Below are 16,572 nucleotides of genomic sequence, written 5' to 3' on the forward strand. Positions count from 1 at the left end.
GCGCGCCAGCCGCGCCCGGCACGTTAGGCGGCATCAGACGGCTGCGCAGGCAGCGTCAGACGCGCGCGACTCACCTCCTCGCCCGGCGTCACGCCGAAGTAGCGCTTAAACTCCCGCGAAAATTGAGACGGGCTTTCATAGCCCACGCGAACAGCCGCCACGCTGGCTTTTAAACCGTCCTGCAGCATCAATAACCGCGCCTGATGCAGGCGATAGCGCTTAAGGTACTGCAGCGGCGAGGTCTGCGTCACCGCTTTGAAGTTATGGTGGAAGGCGGAGATGCTCATGTTCACTTCGGCGGCCAGCGTCTCGACGCTCAGGCTGTCGGCATAGTGTTTTTCAATGCGGCGCAGCGCACGCGCGATTTGGCTAAATTGCGTCTGGCGATTCACCAGCGCCAGTAGCGCCCCCCCTATCGGACCGGTCAGGACGTAGTAAACGATCTCGCGGACCAACTGTGGCCCCAGGACACGCGCATCGCGCGGATGACCCATCACGTCCAGTAGCCGCTCGGCGGCGCACAGCATCTCTTCGCTCAGGAAGGCCGAATGAATGCCACCGGTTTGCCGCGGGGGCTGAAACTGCTCGTCGTCGCCGATCTCCAGCAGCAGATCCTGCAGATTGGCGATATCCACGTTAAGGAACATACCGGCCAGCGGTGCGTCCGGCGTGGCTTCGGTTTCACACTCCACCGGCAGTGGCACGGTGAGCATCAGATACTTTGTGGCGTCGTAATAAAACTGGGTGCTGCCAAGGTAGCCGGTTTTACGCCCCTGAAACAGAATCACGATCCCCGGCTGATACATCATCGGGGTGCGTGGCAGCGGTTCACAGGCATAAATCAGCCTGACATTGGGCACCGGACTAAGGGTGCGACCAGCCTGCATCAGCGTGATGACTCGCTGCGCCAGGTGGCGACAAAGGGCATCATGAGACATTGTGCGCTCCGGCAAAAAAAAAGCAGTGTGCCGCAACCTCGCGTATTGTGCCAGCGGTCTGGCACCGCTGACGCGCACCACGCTCGCTTTGCCACGGCAGCACGCTCGCTTTGCCACGAAAGATGCGCGCGTATCGCACAGCGATCCGCGTATCGGGTTTGTTGACTAGACTTACTTCCATTCTTTCTACGGTAAGTCACTGTGATCAGTAAGGAGCAACCATGGCAGAGCAACCCATTATCAAACTCCGCGACGGCAATATGATGCCGCAGCTTGGCCTTGGCGTATGGCAGGCCAGCATCGAGGAAGCACGCCACGCCATCCTGGAGGCGTTAAACGTTGGTTATCGTTCGATTGATACCGCCGCCGTTTATAAAAACGAAGAAGCGGTGGGTCAGGCATTACAGGAAACCGATGTCCCGCGCGATGACATTTTCATCACCACCAAGCTATGGAATGACGCGCAGCAAAATGCGCAGCAGGCGCTGGAAACCAGCCTGAAAAAACTGCAGTTGGAGCGCGTGGATCTCTATCTGATGCACTGGCCGTGTCCGGAAAAAGATCAGTACGTGGACGCCTGGAAACAGATGATTGCGCTGCAGCAGCAGGGCTTAATCAAGAGCATCGGCGTGTGTAATTTCCATGAATCGCACCTCAAACGCTTGATCGACGAGACCGGCGTGACCCCGGTGGTGAACCAGATTGAGCTGCATCCGATGTTACAGCAGCGCACGCTGCACGCGTGGAATGCTCTGCATCAGATCCAGACCGAGTCGTGGAGTCCGTTGGCACAAGGCGGCGACGGGGTATTCGATCAGGAGATTATTCGTCATCTGGCGAAGAAGTACGGCAAGACGCCGGCACAGATTGTGATTCGCTGGCACCTCGACAGCGGGCTGGTGGTCATTCCTAAATCGGTGACGCCAGCCCGTATTCACGAGAACTTCCAGGTGTTCGATTTCCGTCTGGATAAATCGGAAATCAGCGAGATCGCCAAACTCGATAGCGGTAACCGTCTGGGGCCCGATCCGGAAACCTTTAACGGTTAAAGATGGGCCATCCACTGCGGCTCGCCTCAAGGGGGCCGCAGCGGTATCACGCCTGCGGCGTCACCAGCAGTTGGCCTGCGGTGCCACGGTCCGCAAGCTCCAGCGTCTGGCTGTAATACATAAAGGGGAAGTGTTCCGACGAACTTTGCGGGAAGCTCACCAGCAGCTCCACGTCACCATCCACCCATACCGTATCTTTCCAGCCGCGATCCTCGCCCATGGACGACGCGCCGTTGACGCTTTTTACCAGGAACATCACGCCCTGAATATGCAGCGACTGCGGACGGTCGGCGTGGATGATCCAGCGTTCGAAGGTGCCCTGCTGAGCCGTGGTATCGATACGGCTCATGTCCCACAGCGCACCGTTAATGCCCGGCATGCTGTCACCGATGCGAAATTCCCGCGTGCGCACCGCCGCGCCATCCAGGATCTGATCGGCCAGCAGGCGCATCGGGAGATTGTCCGTCACCAGCGGCAGCAGACCGGTTGGGCGCAGACTCAGCACCAGCGTGTTGGTGAGAATCGACGAGGGTTCAAACAGGCCGCGCAGGCGATCCATCAGCCCGGCAGCGGCACCTGCGGTGATCGAAACCTCGTCGCCCTGCGACATATCCACCAGCACTTCCCGTCGTTCGCCGGGTGCCAGCGACAGCGTTTGTACCGCAACCGGCGCCGGCAAAAAACCTTGATCGCTGGCAATGACGGTGAACGGACGGTTATCGGAAATGTTCAGCTCAATACGGCGCGCATTTGACGCGTTAAGCAAACGCAAGCGGACCCAGCCGCGCGATACCTCAACGTAGGGATTTTGCACGCCGTTGACCAACAGCGTATCGCCCAGGAAACCGCCGTCCGCCGGCGGGTTGTAAACCGGGGTGGCAAAATTATCCAGCCGCTTGTCCTGAATGATCAGCGGGAAGTCATCAACGCCGTAATGCTTGGGCAGCGGCAGAGCTTTGCTGACCTCATCTTCGATAAGCCACATGCCCGCCAGGCCATTATAGACGTGCGGCGCCATGCGGTTCGGCGTATTCGCGTGATACCACAGCGTGGCGGCGCTCTGGCGTACCGGCAGCACCGGTGCCCAATCCACCCCAGCGGACATCATGCGCGGTGCACCGCCCATTAAGGCACCTGGCACCTGCAGGCCGCTGACGGTCATCGAGACCGGCTCGTTCAGGCGATTGCTGTAAATCAGCTTGACGTCATCACCGCTGTAAACCCGCACCGTGGGCCCCAGATAGAGGCCGTTGAGGCCCCACACCGGCACTTTATTGCTGTCGCCGCTGAACGACCAATGGCTGCGCTGCAGCGTCAGAAACAGCGGCTGCCCGCGACGGGACTCAATCAGCGGTGGCACCGGCAGCGGTACATCGCCCTGCGGCGCGGCTGCGGCGCGGGCGGTTATGGGCAAAGCACCGGTAGCCAGTGCAATACCGGCGGAGAGCTGAATAAACTGACGTCTGCTGCAAGACATAAAACTTCAGACCTTTTGCGCGGGGCGTGAACACGCCCTGTCCATGTTGTTCTTATCAAGAAAGTGCTGTGCGTGCCCGTCCGGGCCGGGATGAACGGGGCGGAGTGCCCGGCCCCCTCGTTAAGTCCGTCAGATTTTACCGTTTTTTTCGCGTTCGGCGACTTCGGCGTTCAACTCTTCCAGCTTAGCAGACATTATTTCACGGCAGTGGGTCGCCAGCTTGCGCACCGACGCCGTTTCAAACTGTGAGGTATCCACCGGCGGCAGCATTTCTACAATCACTAAGCCATTTTTCCAGCGGTTGAGTTTGATTTTATCGTGGGTGTTGGAGACCACGATCGGGATAATCGGTACGCCCGCCGCCACCGCAGCGTGAAAGGCACCGGTCTTAAACGGCAGCAAGCCTCGTCCGCGGCTGCGCGTGCCTTCCGGAAACATCCAGAAGGAGATGCGCTTTTTATTGAACTGCGCCACCAGCTCACCGATGGTGCCGTGCGCCTTGGCCCGATTATCGCGATCAATAAGCAGATTGCCGGTCAGCCAGTACAGTTGGCCAAAGAACGGGATCCACAGCAGACTTTTTTTACCCACCGTCACGGTGGTGGGCTGCACGATGTTGGCCGCGGTGATCATGTCGTAGTTGTTTTGGTGGTTGGCAATATAAATGGCGTTGCCGTAGTGCGCCGCCTCAGGGGGCTTACGCAGCTCCACCTTGACGCCAAACACCGTGGAGAGGCGTCCAAAAAGATGGCCAAAGGTAGCCACATGGCGCGGATTTCGCGGCGAGAACAGGCACCAAATCGAGCCAAAAATGCAGACCAGTATCGAATAAATAACAACGATAATTGACCGTAAAATTAATAACATAGTTTCCTCAAACAGGGCTCTTTTGCTCAGGCGAAGATCAGACTTCGCCTGCGGTATCACGCGCCGGACGCGCCGGGGCGTTCACTTCCACGCTATCAATACGCTGCAGGCCACGCGCCACGCTGCCGCGACGGCCGCGATCGGCGCGCACTTTTTGCAGATCCTCATCGCGCATGATCAGCTTGCGTTTGCCGACGTAAATCGTCAGTGAACTGCCCGGCGGCAGGATCAGCAGCCACTGCAAGCGATCGACGCCCGCTGCGGCATCCGCCGCCGGAATCGAGATGATTTTATTGCCCTTGCCTTTCGACATTTGCGGCAGATCGCTCACCGGGAACATCAGCATACGGCCCGCCTGGGTGATGGCCAGCAGCATGTCGTCGCCGGAGTGCACCGCCAGCGGCGTCATGACTTTGGCATTTTCAGGCAGCGTCAGCAGCGCTTTACCGGCGCGATTGCGCGAAACCAAATCGGCAAAGGTACAGATAAAGCCATAGCCCGCGTCGGAAGCCAGCAGCAGTTTCTGATCGTCAGCCTCCATCAGCACCTGCTCAATGACTGCACCCGGCGGTGGCGTAAGTTTACCGGTCAAGGGTTCACCCTGCCCGCGCGCCGACGGCAGCGAGGTGGGATCGAGCGTGTAGCTGCGGCCGGTTGAGTCGATAAACGCCACCGGTTGGTTGCTTTTGCCGCGCGCGGCGGCGCGATAGGTGTCCCCGGCTTTGTAACTTAACCCTGCCGGATCGATATCGTGCCCTTTGGCGCTGCGCACCCAGCCCATTTGCGACAGTACAATGGTCACCGGCTCAGCGCTCACCAGCTCATTTTCGCTCAGGGCTTTGGCCTCTTCCCGCTCCTGCAGCGGCGAACGACGTGCGTCACCGTAGGTTTGGCTATCGGCCTGCAGCTCTTTCTTGAGCAGATTGCTCATTTTCTTCTCGGAGCCAAGAATTGACTGGATCTGGTCACGCTCTTTTTCCAGTTCGGCCTGCTCGCCGCGAATTTTCATCTCTTCCAGCTTGGCAAGATGACGCAGCTTCAGCTCCAGAATCGCTTCCGCCTGGGTTTCGCTGATGTCAAAACGCGACATCAATACCGGCTTCGGCTCATCCTCCGTGCGGATAATGTGAATAACGTCATCGATGTTGAGAAACGCCACCAGCAAACCTTCAAGGATATGCAAGCGGCGCAGCACGCGGTCAAGACGGTGATTGAGGCGGCGCGTCACGGTGTCGCGGCGGTAGACCAGCCATTCCGTCAGGATCTCATGCAGGTTTTTTACCGCCGGACGGTTATCCAGGCCGATCATGTTCAGGTTAACGCGATAGCTTTTTTCCAGATCGGTGGTGGCAAACAGGTGATTCATCACCTGCTCCAGATCCACGCGGTTAGAGCGCGGAACAATCACCAAACGCGTGGGGTTCTCGTGATCCGACTCATCGCGCAGATCCTCCACCATCGGCAATTTTTTGTTGCGCATCTGCGTGGCGATCTGCTCCAGCACGCGCGCACCGGAAACTTGATGCGGCAGCGCGGTGATCACCACGTCGCCGTCCTCTTTTTTCCATACCGCGCGCTGGCGAATCGAGCCGCGCCCGTTCTGGTAAATTTTGCGAATCTCGTCGCGCGGGGTGATGATTTCCGCTTCGGTTGGGAAATCCGGCCCCTGCACAATATCCAGCAGTTCGTCCAGCGTGGTACCGGGTTTGTCGATGAGCTTCACTGCGGCTTCGGCCACTTCGCGCAGGTTGTGCGGTGGAATATCGGTGGCCATGCCCACGGCAATGCCGGTGGTGCCGTTCAGCAGGATATTCGGCAGGCGCGCCGGCAGCATTTTCGGCTCCTGCAGCGTGCCATCGAAATTGGGAATATAATCCACCGTGCCCTGCCCCAGCTCGGCCAGCAGCACTTCTGCATACTTAGACAGACGCGATTCGGTATAACGCATGGCGGCGAAAGACTTCGGATCGTCCGGCGCCCCCCAGTTGCCTTGGCCATCTACCAGCGGATAGCGGTAGGAGAACGGCTGCGCCATCAATACCATGGCTTCATAGCAGGCGCTGTCGCCATGCGGATGGTATTTACCCAGCACGTCCCCCACGGTACGCGCGGATTTTTTGAATTTAGCGCTCGCGCTAAGGCCCAGCTCAGACATGGCGTAAATAATACGGCGCTGCACCGGCTTCAACCCGTCGCCGATATACGGCAGCGCGCGATCCATGATGACGTACATGGAGTAGTTCAGGTATGCGTTTTCGGTAAATTTGTGCAGGGCAAGACGCTCTGCACCATCCTGCGTTAACTCGCTCATTAAGCTTGTATCCTCACTCTGGTTCCACGGCGGCGGAACACCGGGCGGTGGTTTGGCGAGGATAGTACATTATTGGCGGAATTTAGTCACAGGGAAGCCAGTGCCGGGCATCGCTGCGCCCTCAGCCTGGCAGCGCATTCAGCGCATTGTGTAAGCCAAAAGTCGTGCCCCACATCTGGCGCGCGAACACGTGCCCGGTGCCCAGATAGGTTTTACCGCTGTAGTGCTCTGGAATAAAGTAGTGGCTGGGCCAGCACGTGAGATTACTGTAGCCAAGGCGCTGCACGGTTTGCGTCAGCAACAAAGGGCCCGTTTCTTCCCACGGTAGGTTTTTCGTGACGCTCTGTTTACGCTCAATGGCCATGATCAGCTCTGCCAGCAAGGCAGCTTTCGCTTCAGCGGCCAGATAGCCATTGGCGATCAGGCCCGCCCGGACGTGTTCGTTCTCCATGCTGGCGCACACCTGGCTATCAAACAGCCACGCTTCTAAAGGTTTGATGCACAGGCTGTCAGCGTCTACCGCAAAACCGCCGTGGTGGAACAAAATCTCATAGCGCATGATATCCGCCGCCCCGGCGTACCGTGCTCTCTTGAGCATACTGTCAATGTGCCGGCGGTTGATCCATGCGGTGCTGGCCAATTCAGCATTGCCCCAGACTTTCACCTGCCAGCGTGGATTCAGGTCGCGCCAGCTCGCGATCAGCCTGGCGGGGATTTTACTTTCATCGCCAATCCAGACGATGTGAAGGGTTTTGGGGATATTCACGGCGTCACCTCGCTCAGCGTCACGGCAATGTCAGACAAGGGTTTGTAGAAGAGAGGGCGGTAGTCCATGTGACCGTCTTCAATATTGGAGCAGCCGGGCAGCTGATGGCCGGCAACGGGGTAGATGCCCAACCATTTGTCGCGCATCATCAAGCTTTGCCAGTGGACATCCAGCGCGTACTGATTTTTACGCCCGCCCTGTAACAAGGCGGCGAGGGAAGCCGCATAATTATCGCGCAGCGTGAGCAGATAGTGCGCATTGACGAGATAGGCGCAGGCGCAAAACGCCTTCAGCGGTTTTACCAACCCTGGCGCGCTTTTCAACGGAATAACCTGCAAATAGTTAGCACTAAGCAGCGCGACGTCCCAGCTAAGCGCGGTCAGCGCATTTGACATGCACGTCAGCGCCGCACTGCTCTGGGCCGTGTGGTTAAAACACATATCATCTTCCAACACCAGGATAGGACCCCAGCCGTTTTCGATCGCCATATTGAGCACGGCAAGGTGCGACTGCGTGCGGCCAATGTGCCCCAGCAGATGGGCACAGGCGTCGAAGCGCACGATTTTTTCCGGCGGGACGCGCAGCAGCCTAAGCTGCTTTTGCAGGCTTTCGTCGCGATCTTTGCGGTGCGACAAATTGATATAAATAACTTTATCGATACTGTCCCAGAGCGGGGTCATGGCAAAGGTTTCCACAGGTGTTTAGCGGTTAAAGACGTCACCTGCGACCGATAAATTTAATGTTGCACATTTTTGAGAGGGGTCATCGGGTGGCGCTAACCCAAGCGCCACCGACGCGTTTAGCGGCTTGCGCCCAACCACTGCTGTTTAACGCGCGCGTATTCGCCCGTGGCAGTACTCAGGTGCAGCCATTGGTCGACATACAGCTTCCAGCTCATGTCGTCGCGCGGCAGCATGTACGCCTTTTCACCGTATTGCATCGGTTTATCTGGGCTGATGGCGCATAGCGAGGGGTAGTGCTGCGTCTGAAACAGCGCTTCAGACGCATCGGTGATCATGACGTCGGCCTGATTATCCACCAGCTGCTGAAAAATCCCCACGTTGTCTGCCAGCCGTAAAGTGGCCTGCGGCAGATGGCTATGGACAAAGGCTTCGTTGGTGCCGCCAGCCGGTTCGATCACGCGCACTGCGGGTCGGTTAATCTGCGCCACCGTCTGGTATTTTGCTTTGTCCGCACAGCGCACCAGCGGAATTTTACCGTCAACGTCCAGCGGCTGCGCAAACCAGGCAATTTGCTGGCGCTTCAGCGTGACCGACACGCCGCCCAGTGCGATATCACACTGTTTTGCGACAAAATCCTCACTCAGGGTTTTCCACTGCGTTGGCACCCAGCGTACCTTCGCCCCCAGGCTGGCGGCCAGCGACTGGGCCATGCTGATATCCAGCCCTTCATATGCGCCATCGGGACGCAAAAAGCTGTAAGGCTTGTAGTCGCCGGTGGTGCAGACATTGAGGGTTTTACTACTGAGAATGGTGTCCAGGTGTGATTGTGCTGCCGCAGTGCCGGATACCAGCAGCGCGACCGTTGTGATAGCGATTTTCATGGTTTCTTCTTATTGAGGGAGGCGTATTTGCGCACGAATTGTGCCATAACTCGCCCAATTATTGCCTGCCAGGCAAAAGTCTTGTGATCAACGCCCCATTTTTACCCGCATCTCAGGGGCGTACAGTGTGCGCATTCATCCAACACGAGCACGGATTTTATGAGCAACATTTTCATTATCGATGGCGGAAAAACCTTCGCGCACTCCAAGGGGGAGCTGAACCATACGCTTACCGAGGTTGCTGCCAGCCAGCTGCGCGACATGGGCCACAGCGTGCAGGTCACCGTGGCCGACAGCGATTACAACGTGGCGGAAGAGATTCAGAAATATCTCGACAGTGACGTGGTGATTTATCAAATGCCAGGCTGGTGGATGGGCGAACCCTGGACGGTAAAAAAATACATCGATGAAGTCTTTACCGAAGGTCATGGTTCGCTCTATGCCAGCGACGGCCGTACGCGCAGTGACGCCAGCAAGCAGTATGGCTCCGGCGGGTTGATCCACGGGAAGAAATATATGCTGTCTCTGACCTGGAATGCGCCGCTGGAGGCCTTCACCGATCCCGATCAGTTCTTTGAAGGCGTAGGCGTTGACGGGCTTTATCTGCATTTCCACAAGGCCAATCAGTTCCTCGGTATGGAAGCCCTGCCCACCTTCATCTGTAACGATGTGATTAAACAGCCTGATGTGCCGCGTGATATTGCGCGCTATCGGACACATCTCAGCGAGATTTTTGCTTAACTGTAAGCACACCGGTAAAAAAGGAAGCATTATGTTAACCGTCGTCGCAGAGATTTGTATCAAACCCGGCCGCCGTCAGGCGGTGCTGGATGCCGTGAAAACGCTGATCCCTGAAGTGCTGAAGGAAGAGGGCTGCCATCAGTACGATGCGCTGGTGGATCATCAGGCGCAGGTAACGTGGAAACAAAATTCCCCCGACTCCATTTTTATGCTGGAGCAGTGGGCGTCCCTGCGTCATCTGGAGCAGCATCAGCAGATGCCGCACATGGATGCGCATCGCGCCACGATCAAAGACGACGTGGTGGACGTAAAAATTCTGGTGCTTGAAGCAGCGCAATAGCGATCTGTTCAGTGATAAAAAAACCCCCGGTCAGGCGACCGGGGGTTTTTTATATTAACGGCCGGAATCAGATCTCTTCCTGGCGGTGTTCGACCAGCACTTCTGCGGTGCCGGCCGTATTCTGATAAACATCGTACTCCATGCCCGCAATCGTCATGGTACCCGTCGCCTGATTCCAGTTATCCACACTCTCGCCCCTCGGCAGAATGTCTTCCAGCGCCAGCGACGTGTTGCCTTCGTTCGCCGCAATCACTTGCGTTTTATCGTTGTCGATAAACAGCGACTTCGCATCCAGGGCCAGAATCTCGTTCAGCGACATCTCCATAATATTGTCGATTGCGCCAAACGGGATCACCGTTTTGCCGGGCGGCGTGGTGTCCAGGTGCGTGGGGAAGTTGGTATCCAGCGACGTTTCGTTACCGGCGGTATCACGGAAACCAACGCTGAAGATCACTGTCTCATCGACTTCTTCCCTGGCGGCCTCCTGATCCTGGTACTCTTTGTATTCAAAGCGCCAGTTCCCCATATTGTCCACCACGGTAGTGCCCAAGATAACCGTTTTGTTCGCATCGCCGTAAATCACCACCACATCATCTTTTTGGCCGGTGCCTTTCAGGATGGGGGTCAGATCTTTGGTTTCGATGTATCCGGTTGTGCCATCCACCGCGAGTAAGGTTTCCGTACCGCCCAGATCTTTATACACGCCGTCGAAAGTGCCCACCGCTGGCGCAGTGGTATCCACGTCGAAACGGATAGGCGTGCTGAGATCGCCTTGAACACCCGATTCACTCACCACGCGATACGAAATCTCGTGAGCGCCTTCAGGAAGCAGGGGCAGTTCCAGCGCAAAGTTCGCGCCCGCCGTGACCTTGACGCTGCCGATAAGTGTGGCGCCGTCGTAGACCAGAATCATACCGTTTTCGGTAGAGGTGCCCTTTAGCGTAGGTTGCCGATCGTCGGTGATGCTGCCGTCAGTGATGTTACCCGTGTTCGGGCCAACGTCATCTTCCAGCGCGATCACCGTAGGATTGAGCGGTATGTGCGTATCGACAATCAGATCGACAGGATCGGATTCTGACGTATTGCCTGCCGGATCTTTGATTGCCACGATCAGCTCGTATTCACCGTCTGGGATCGCTTCGCCCGGCGTCACGGTCCATTTGCCGTCTTCGCCCACAATCGCAGTACCGATAATCGTTTGCTCACCGGTGTTTTTGTCTTCAATGATGACGCTCACGAGATCGCCTTCGTCTGCATCCTCACCGCGGATATCCGGCGTGGTGTCTTTGATCGGCGTGCTGGGGTCAATAAGCGCAATGCCATCGGCGACAAGGGTTGGATCATCGGGCTTATCCGGCGCTTGGGTATCGATAATGAGCGTAAAGGGATCGGTTGCGTCAGAGAGTTTTCCGGTGTCTTTATCCTGCGTTTTCGCCGTCAGTGAATGTGAGCCATCACTCAGTGGCGGATTAAGGGTGAACGTCCAAGTGCCGTTGACGACCATCACCGAGCCAATAAGTATGTCGTTGTCGTAGATAAGAATGGTGTCATCATTCTTACCGACGCCGCTAAATTTCGGCGTGCTGCCGTTGGTGGCATCGCCGCTGGCGAGTTCGATCTCCTGCGCGCCGTTGTCCGCCACGACGTGGCTGATCTCCGGCTTATCGATCATGTTCAGATCGATAGTCACATCAAAGGTTGGACTCTTTTCAGATACCGTTCCCCCTTTGCTCACCGAATCCACGCTCAGGCTGTGGGCGCCGGGCTCCAGGTTCACCGTCAGCTCCCACTCGCCGCGTGCAGTAGACATCACCGAGTCAATCAGTTTGTCACCGTCCCAAACGCGCACCAGCGTATTCGCATCGGCCTTGCCTTTCAGGGTGGGCGTGGTATCACTGGACACGGCCCCGGTTGTCAGTTCAACGCCTATCCCGCTGGTGTCATCGATCACTTTATCAAGGGTGGCAGGATCGGGCTGGTGCGAGTCCAGCGTGAAAACAAAGGGATCGGATTTTGCACTCTCACGCCCAAAGCGATCGACGTAGAATGCGCTCAATGCGTAGGTGCCATCGGTATCCAACGTCGGCTCAAAGTGCCAGCGCCCATCTTCACCGGCCGTGACGGAACCGATGACTTTGCCATTGCTGGTGATTTTTACCAGTGAACCCGGCTGCGCAACGCCCGACAGGGTCGGGGTTTTATCGTTGGTGTAATCGTTGAACGACAGGTAATCACTGTCCCCTTCATCATCAATGACGCGCATAATCTGCGGTGCTTCCGGCAATGCAGTTTCAACGTAATAAATACGCTGCACGGGTTCGCCCCAGTTATTTGCTTTATCACCAAAGCGAACCTGCACTTGGTAAATGCCATCGGTTAATTTTGGTGACGCAAAGCGCCAGTTGCCCTCTGCATCCGCCAGGAAGGTAAACACCTTTTCGTTGATTAAGACTTCAACCAGTCCGTTGGCATCTGCGCCGCCCGCATCGAATGTAATGGTATCTGAAGAAATATGAACCTGGCGCGGCAGCGCACTTGCCTCCGCCAGCGTTACATCATCATGCTGAAGGGGCTGAATATAATCCGTGTGATCCGCATGATTGTGTGCTTTTACAATGGCCCCGGCTTCCACCGTGACGTCAAACGCCGCTGAGAGATCGCTGACATTATTGGCCGCATCCGTGGCGCCAACCTGCAGAGAATGTTCGTCTGCGGAGAGTGTTGGCTGCATGCTCCATGCGCCCATGCTGTCTGTTTTTGCCGACGCAATGGGCGTCGTACTGCCATCGTCATAGAGGTAGACAATCGTATTAGGTTCTGACACGCCTGAAAGGCTCGGTGACGTTTCTTTGGTGCTGTCTCCCGGCGTCAGGTTGCTGCTTTTCGTCGCAGAATTATCCTCTACGCGCCAGATCTCCGGCGCCACGGGCTTGGTCGTATCATAATTCACAATAAACGATGTGGGCGCACTGGCATTCGATGCCGGGTCAACGGAAAACACGGTAACCGTGTGTAAGCCATCAATCCAGCCATTTGGGTTAAATGACCATTTCCCATTTGCATCCGCCTTCACGGTATATTCCACCTCATCAATGATGATATGAATCATACAGTTTGCATTGGCTTCATCTTGAATATCTTTCCATTGATAATCAGGCTTACTCGTATTTACAATTCGAACCGGCGCAATCACGCTCGAGGAAAATGTTTTGGCTATTAATCATAGCAATACTCCTTTACGGGTAAAATCAATAAATTAACGTTAAATTCAACAGGGTAATTAATTAATAAAATTCAAGATGCGTCTTGGTAAACCATACCCAGTCAATAAACATTTGGTTTTGTAACAGTAGAGCTGCATTTGAAAAACTGAAACAGCAGGATAATTAGTTATTTTCAACACCAATCACGACCCGACGTTCATCACGGTAGCATGCTTTCTTTTCTTTTATTGTTCCCTTGCAAACTTTAGAAACCTGCGTTTCGCCCATGCTTTGAGTAATCATATCGCTGGCTAACAATCCGTTATCGACCAAGAGAGTTTTTACCGCCTCTGCGCGGCGCTTCCCTAAATTGAAGTTAGCGTCGGCTTCACCAATCGGATCGGTAAAACCAGTAATCACTATCCGTTTATTTTTTCTTTCCTGCATGTTTAACATCGCCACAAATTGTTGGATGGCTTCGCGACCCTCGTGCGATATATCGTTGCTATTGGCACTGCCAAATTTAAACAGCAGGTCCGAAGAAAAAACGTAATCCGCGCGTGATTCACCGACATTCGTTTCACAGGCAATAACCGATGAGGCACGTGAAAGCAGATGCGTTTGCTTTCGCAGCGCGGTAAGCTGCTGTTCAGCCTCTTCAGCATTACTCACCAGCGGGCGCCCCGTGTCATCCAGATTCGCACGGATATAAAACGTTTTTCCCGCAGCCAGGTTGTCGCGCCACGGCTGCCGCTGTTTCCCCTCATACGTAGGCGCATCGCCAGTAAAACTGCCCAAGGAATGCATGCCGGGTGCCAGACAAAATACGGTATAGCCACCGCTGACGAGTGAAGTATGAAACTCTCCGTCGACATAAATATTGGCTGCGGCTTTCACTTCGTTATCAACCGGAAAATAATAGACAATTCGTGTTTGATTATCTGTAACCGCAGGCATCGCTTTCCATGCTTCACCAAACAGGTTGCCAGCATGAGCGCTCAAGGGTGCCAGGACGCACAGCGAAGCCATTAAAGCCAGCGCCGTTAGTGTTTTATTTCTCATTGCTACCTCTCAATACCAAATGCAAAGCCTAGGCGTGAAAAAATATAAATTTTAAAATTGTTCAGGCATTTCAATTAGGGGGTAAATGTCGTCCTTAGGACGAGAATTTATTTCCGCCGCAACGCCACTGCCAGGATGAAGATTACCCTCAAGCAGATCGAAATAAGCGTCGCCCTCAAGCAGTTCGGCGAGATCGTGCCGTACGGCGTTTTCTTCCCCCTCATCGAAAATACGATAACTTTCGTTGTGGGAAAGGATATCCAGCGGCAACGCGTCAAACGGAATTTCTGGTTTTGGGGGAGGCGTAACGTCAATTTCAATGTGCCACGCTGGCGTTTTTGCAGAAACTACGCCATCAGCCCCCTTAAATGCGGCTTCAATAGCGTACACGCCTTCAGGTAATTCTGGCGTGTAATATTCCCAATGTCCCTTTTCGTCCACAACGACGGATTGATAGAGATAGGAGCTTTCACTTTTGATCCATAAATAAACGATATCACCCGCATGTCCCGAGCCTTGAATAATTGTCGAGGGATCGTTGGAGGCGCCATTATTGCCAATCGGAATTAAAATACCGCCGCTGTTGTTGTCTTTATAAAGATTATCCAGGGGTACGGTCGGATCGGGCGTGACTTCATCGCCTTCACCGCCTTCGTTATCATCGCCGGGGCTATCATCAATGATGATGGTCTGCTTGTCAGAAGGAACAGATTCGTTACCGGCAGGATCGGTAACGACAATCTGGAATTCGTGCTGCCCTTCGTAGAGCGGCGTTTCCGGTTGGAACGTCCAACTGCCATCTTTACCGACAATGGCTGAGCCAATCACTTCACCGTTGTCGATAACCTTGATGACTTCGCCCTCCTGCCCCTCGCCGCGAAAGATCGGCGTGCGGTTATCGGTTTGATCCATCACTGGCGCACCGGTGCTGTCTACAATCTCACCAATTTCGCGTTTCTCAGGCGCCACGGTGTCAATAAGGACTTTCCAGCTCTCAGAGGACAGCGATTTGTTGCCGACGGAATCGATCACAATCACGCTCAGTTCATGTTCACCGTCCGCCAGTGCTGGGGTATTAAATGTCCAATTCCCCTCTACGTCCGTTGTGGTGGTGCCAAGGAGTTTTCCATTATCCCAGATTTCTATTGTGGCGCGGGCTTCTGCCTTGCCGCGCAGGCACGGCGTGGTGTCGTTGGTTGCGCCGCCTTTTTCAATGGGCGTCGGCGGAGTGGTATTGTCGTTACTCAGACCGCTGAGCGTGCTTTTCGCGGGCGCCGTATGGTCGATGGTGAATTCCCAGGCTGGGCTAAAATCGCCCACTGCGCCCCGCTCGTTCTGCTCTTGGGTCTTAATGCTGTGCGCGCCAGCGCTGAGCGCTTTTACCGGGGTAAAAGACCACTTACCGTCTTCTCCAACACGTACGGATCCAATCAGCGTATCACCGTCCCAGACCTTAATCATGTTGCCTGGGGTGCCTTTGCCGTTAAACGTCGGCGTCGCGTCGTCGGTTTTCCCGCCTTGCGTAATGGGACCGGTAATGTTGCCAACGTCGTCAACCACATCGGTAAGCTCTGGGGTTTTAACGCCGCGACCGTCGCTTTCGCCACGGTGATGACTATCGTCATACTGATGTTTGGCGGCCAAATAGCCCAATCCGGTGGCAGCGGCGATAGCGGCTAAGCCGCCGAGTGCAATCAGCGCAGGAGACCAGGCAAACCCTGCCGCCAACGCGTAATCGGACTCTGGCTCTGCAACGGTTTCTTCGCCCAGCGCTAACGAGGACATTTCGCCTTCCGCCAGCGCCGCGGCCTCATGCTCAGCGAAACCATCAGTGGCGACATACGCGTGCAGCACACCGTCTTCTGCTTTGCCAACCAGCGAACCCGCTGTGGAAAAAAAATCTTCAATAATCAGTGCTGCCTGGTCGGGTTCTGCGCCTTCCAGCATGACATGAAGATCGTTGCCCATGCGCTTAACGGTGATATTTTCTGGCGCAAAACCCTCGTTCCCCTGCGCCAACAGGTATTTCCCTGCTTTAATCGCCTGGATTTTTACCGGCTTACCGTCTCGGCTCACCGATAAGACTTCCGCTTTGTTTATCGATTTGTTGTCAATCACTGCGACACTTACGGGCATCTCATTCATAGCCATTCCTTACCATCTTCTAAACGCGTGATCGCGCGTTGGGACACCAACGCAGCAATCGCCCCTGATGACTGCACGCCTGCGCCATGGCAGACGAAAAGAGTGGCTA

The 16,572-nt window shown here is 55.5% G+C and carries 13 protein-coding genes; 3 read left to right on the forward strand and 10 right to left on the reverse strand.

Translation table 11 applies throughout. From position 1 onward, the window contains the following. Nucleotides 1-23 precede the first annotated feature (23 nt). The gene (locus LU196_RS07555) at nt 24-938 is read right to left on the reverse strand and encodes an AraC family transcriptional regulator (RefSeq protein WP_232758489.1); all 915 of its coding nucleotides are present in this window, start codon (nt 936-938) and stop codon (nt 24-26) included. Between the two features lie 221 nt (nt 939-1,159). On the opposite strand from LU196_RS07555, the gene dkgA reads away from it, so the two are divergent. Next, nucleotides 1,160-1,987, forward strand: coding sequence for a 2,5-didehydrogluconate reductase DkgA (dkgA, locus tag LU196_RS07560; protein ID WP_232758488.1), 828 nt, complete (start codon nt 1,160-1,162; stop codon nt 1,985-1,987). A 46-nt stretch (nt 1,988-2,033) separates the two neighbouring features. Here dkgA and ftsP read toward each other — a convergent pair whose 3' ends face one another. The 6 genes from ftsP to LU196_RS07590 form a co-directional block, all read right to left on the reverse strand. Next, nucleotides 2,034-3,464 (reverse strand): cell division protein FtsP, encoded by a 1,431-nt coding sequence (ftsP, locus tag LU196_RS07565; RefSeq protein ID WP_232758487.1) that lies wholly within the window; start codon nt 3,462-3,464, stop codon nt 2,034-2,036. A gap of 129 nt (nt 3,465-3,593) precedes the next feature. Then, a complete protein-coding gene (locus tag LU196_RS07570; RefSeq protein WP_232758486.1) occupies nt 3,594-4,331 on the reverse strand; it encodes a 1-acylglycerol-3-phosphate O-acyltransferase in 738 nt (245 codons plus the stop codon). A gap of 37 nt (nt 4,332-4,368) precedes the next feature. Further along, nucleotides 4,369-6,642, reverse strand: a complete 2,274-nt coding sequence (gene parC / locus LU196_RS07575) for a DNA topoisomerase IV subunit A (protein ID WP_232758485.1) — start codon at nt 6,640-6,642, stop codon at nt 4,369-4,371. 121 nt (nt 6,643-6,763) lie between these two features. After that, nucleotides 6,764-7,408: a glycosyltransferase gene (locus LU196_RS07580; RefSeq protein WP_232758484.1), complete on the reverse strand. Its 645-nt coding sequence runs from the start codon at nt 7,406-7,408 to the stop codon at nt 6,764-6,766. Then, complete coding sequence (locus LU196_RS07585) at nt 7,405-8,088, reverse strand: hypothetical protein (protein WP_232758483.1); 684 nt, start codon at nt 8,086-8,088, stop codon at nt 7,405-7,407. The genes LU196_RS07580 and LU196_RS07585 overlap by 4 nt, the downstream gene beginning before the upstream one ends. Before the next feature lie 119 nt (nt 8,089-8,207). Continuing rightward, complete coding sequence (locus tag LU196_RS07590; protein ID WP_232758482.1) at nt 8,208-8,972, reverse strand: transporter substrate-binding domain-containing protein; 765 nt, start codon at nt 8,970-8,972, stop codon at nt 8,208-8,210. Nucleotides 8,973-9,131: 159 nt separating this feature from the next. Between LU196_RS07590 and LU196_RS07595 the strand changes: the two genes are divergently transcribed. Both LU196_RS07595 and LU196_RS07600 read left to right on the forward strand, forming a co-directional pair. Continuing rightward, complete coding sequence (locus LU196_RS07595) at nt 9,132-9,713, forward strand: NAD(P)H-dependent oxidoreductase (RefSeq protein WP_232758481.1); 582 nt, start codon at nt 9,132-9,134, stop codon at nt 9,711-9,713. A gap of 31 nt (nt 9,714-9,744) precedes the next feature. Beyond that, on the forward strand, nt 9,745-10,053 hold the full coding sequence (locus tag LU196_RS07600; RefSeq protein WP_232758480.1) for a putative quinol monooxygenase: 309 nt from the start codon (nt 9,745-9,747) through the stop codon (nt 10,051-10,053). A gap of 67 nt (nt 10,054-10,120) precedes the next feature. Here the strand turns inward: LU196_RS07600 and LU196_RS07605 are convergent, their stop codons facing one another. From LU196_RS07605 to LU196_RS07615, 3 genes are all read right to left on the reverse strand, one after another. Continuing rightward, on the reverse strand, nt 10,121-13,246 hold the full coding sequence (locus tag LU196_RS07605; RefSeq protein ID WP_232758479.1) for an Ig-like domain-containing protein: 3,126 nt from the start codon (nt 13,244-13,246) through the stop codon (nt 10,121-10,123). Between the two features lie 193 nt (nt 13,247-13,439). Continuing rightward, nucleotides 13,440-14,318, reverse strand: a complete 879-nt coding sequence (locus LU196_RS07610; RefSeq protein WP_232758478.1) for an OmpA family protein — start codon at nt 14,316-14,318, stop codon at nt 13,440-13,442. Between the two features lie 51 nt (nt 14,319-14,369). After that, nucleotides 14,370-16,463: an Ig-like domain-containing protein gene (locus tag LU196_RS07615; RefSeq protein ID WP_232758477.1), complete on the reverse strand. Its 2,094-nt coding sequence runs from the start codon at nt 16,461-16,463 to the stop codon at nt 14,370-14,372. Nucleotides 16,464-16,572: the final 109 nt, after the last annotated feature.

The organism is Pantoea sp. Mb-10 (genome assembly GCF_021272205.1).
Lineage (GTDB): Bacteria > Pseudomonadota > Gammaproteobacteria > Enterobacterales > Enterobacteriaceae > Pantoea.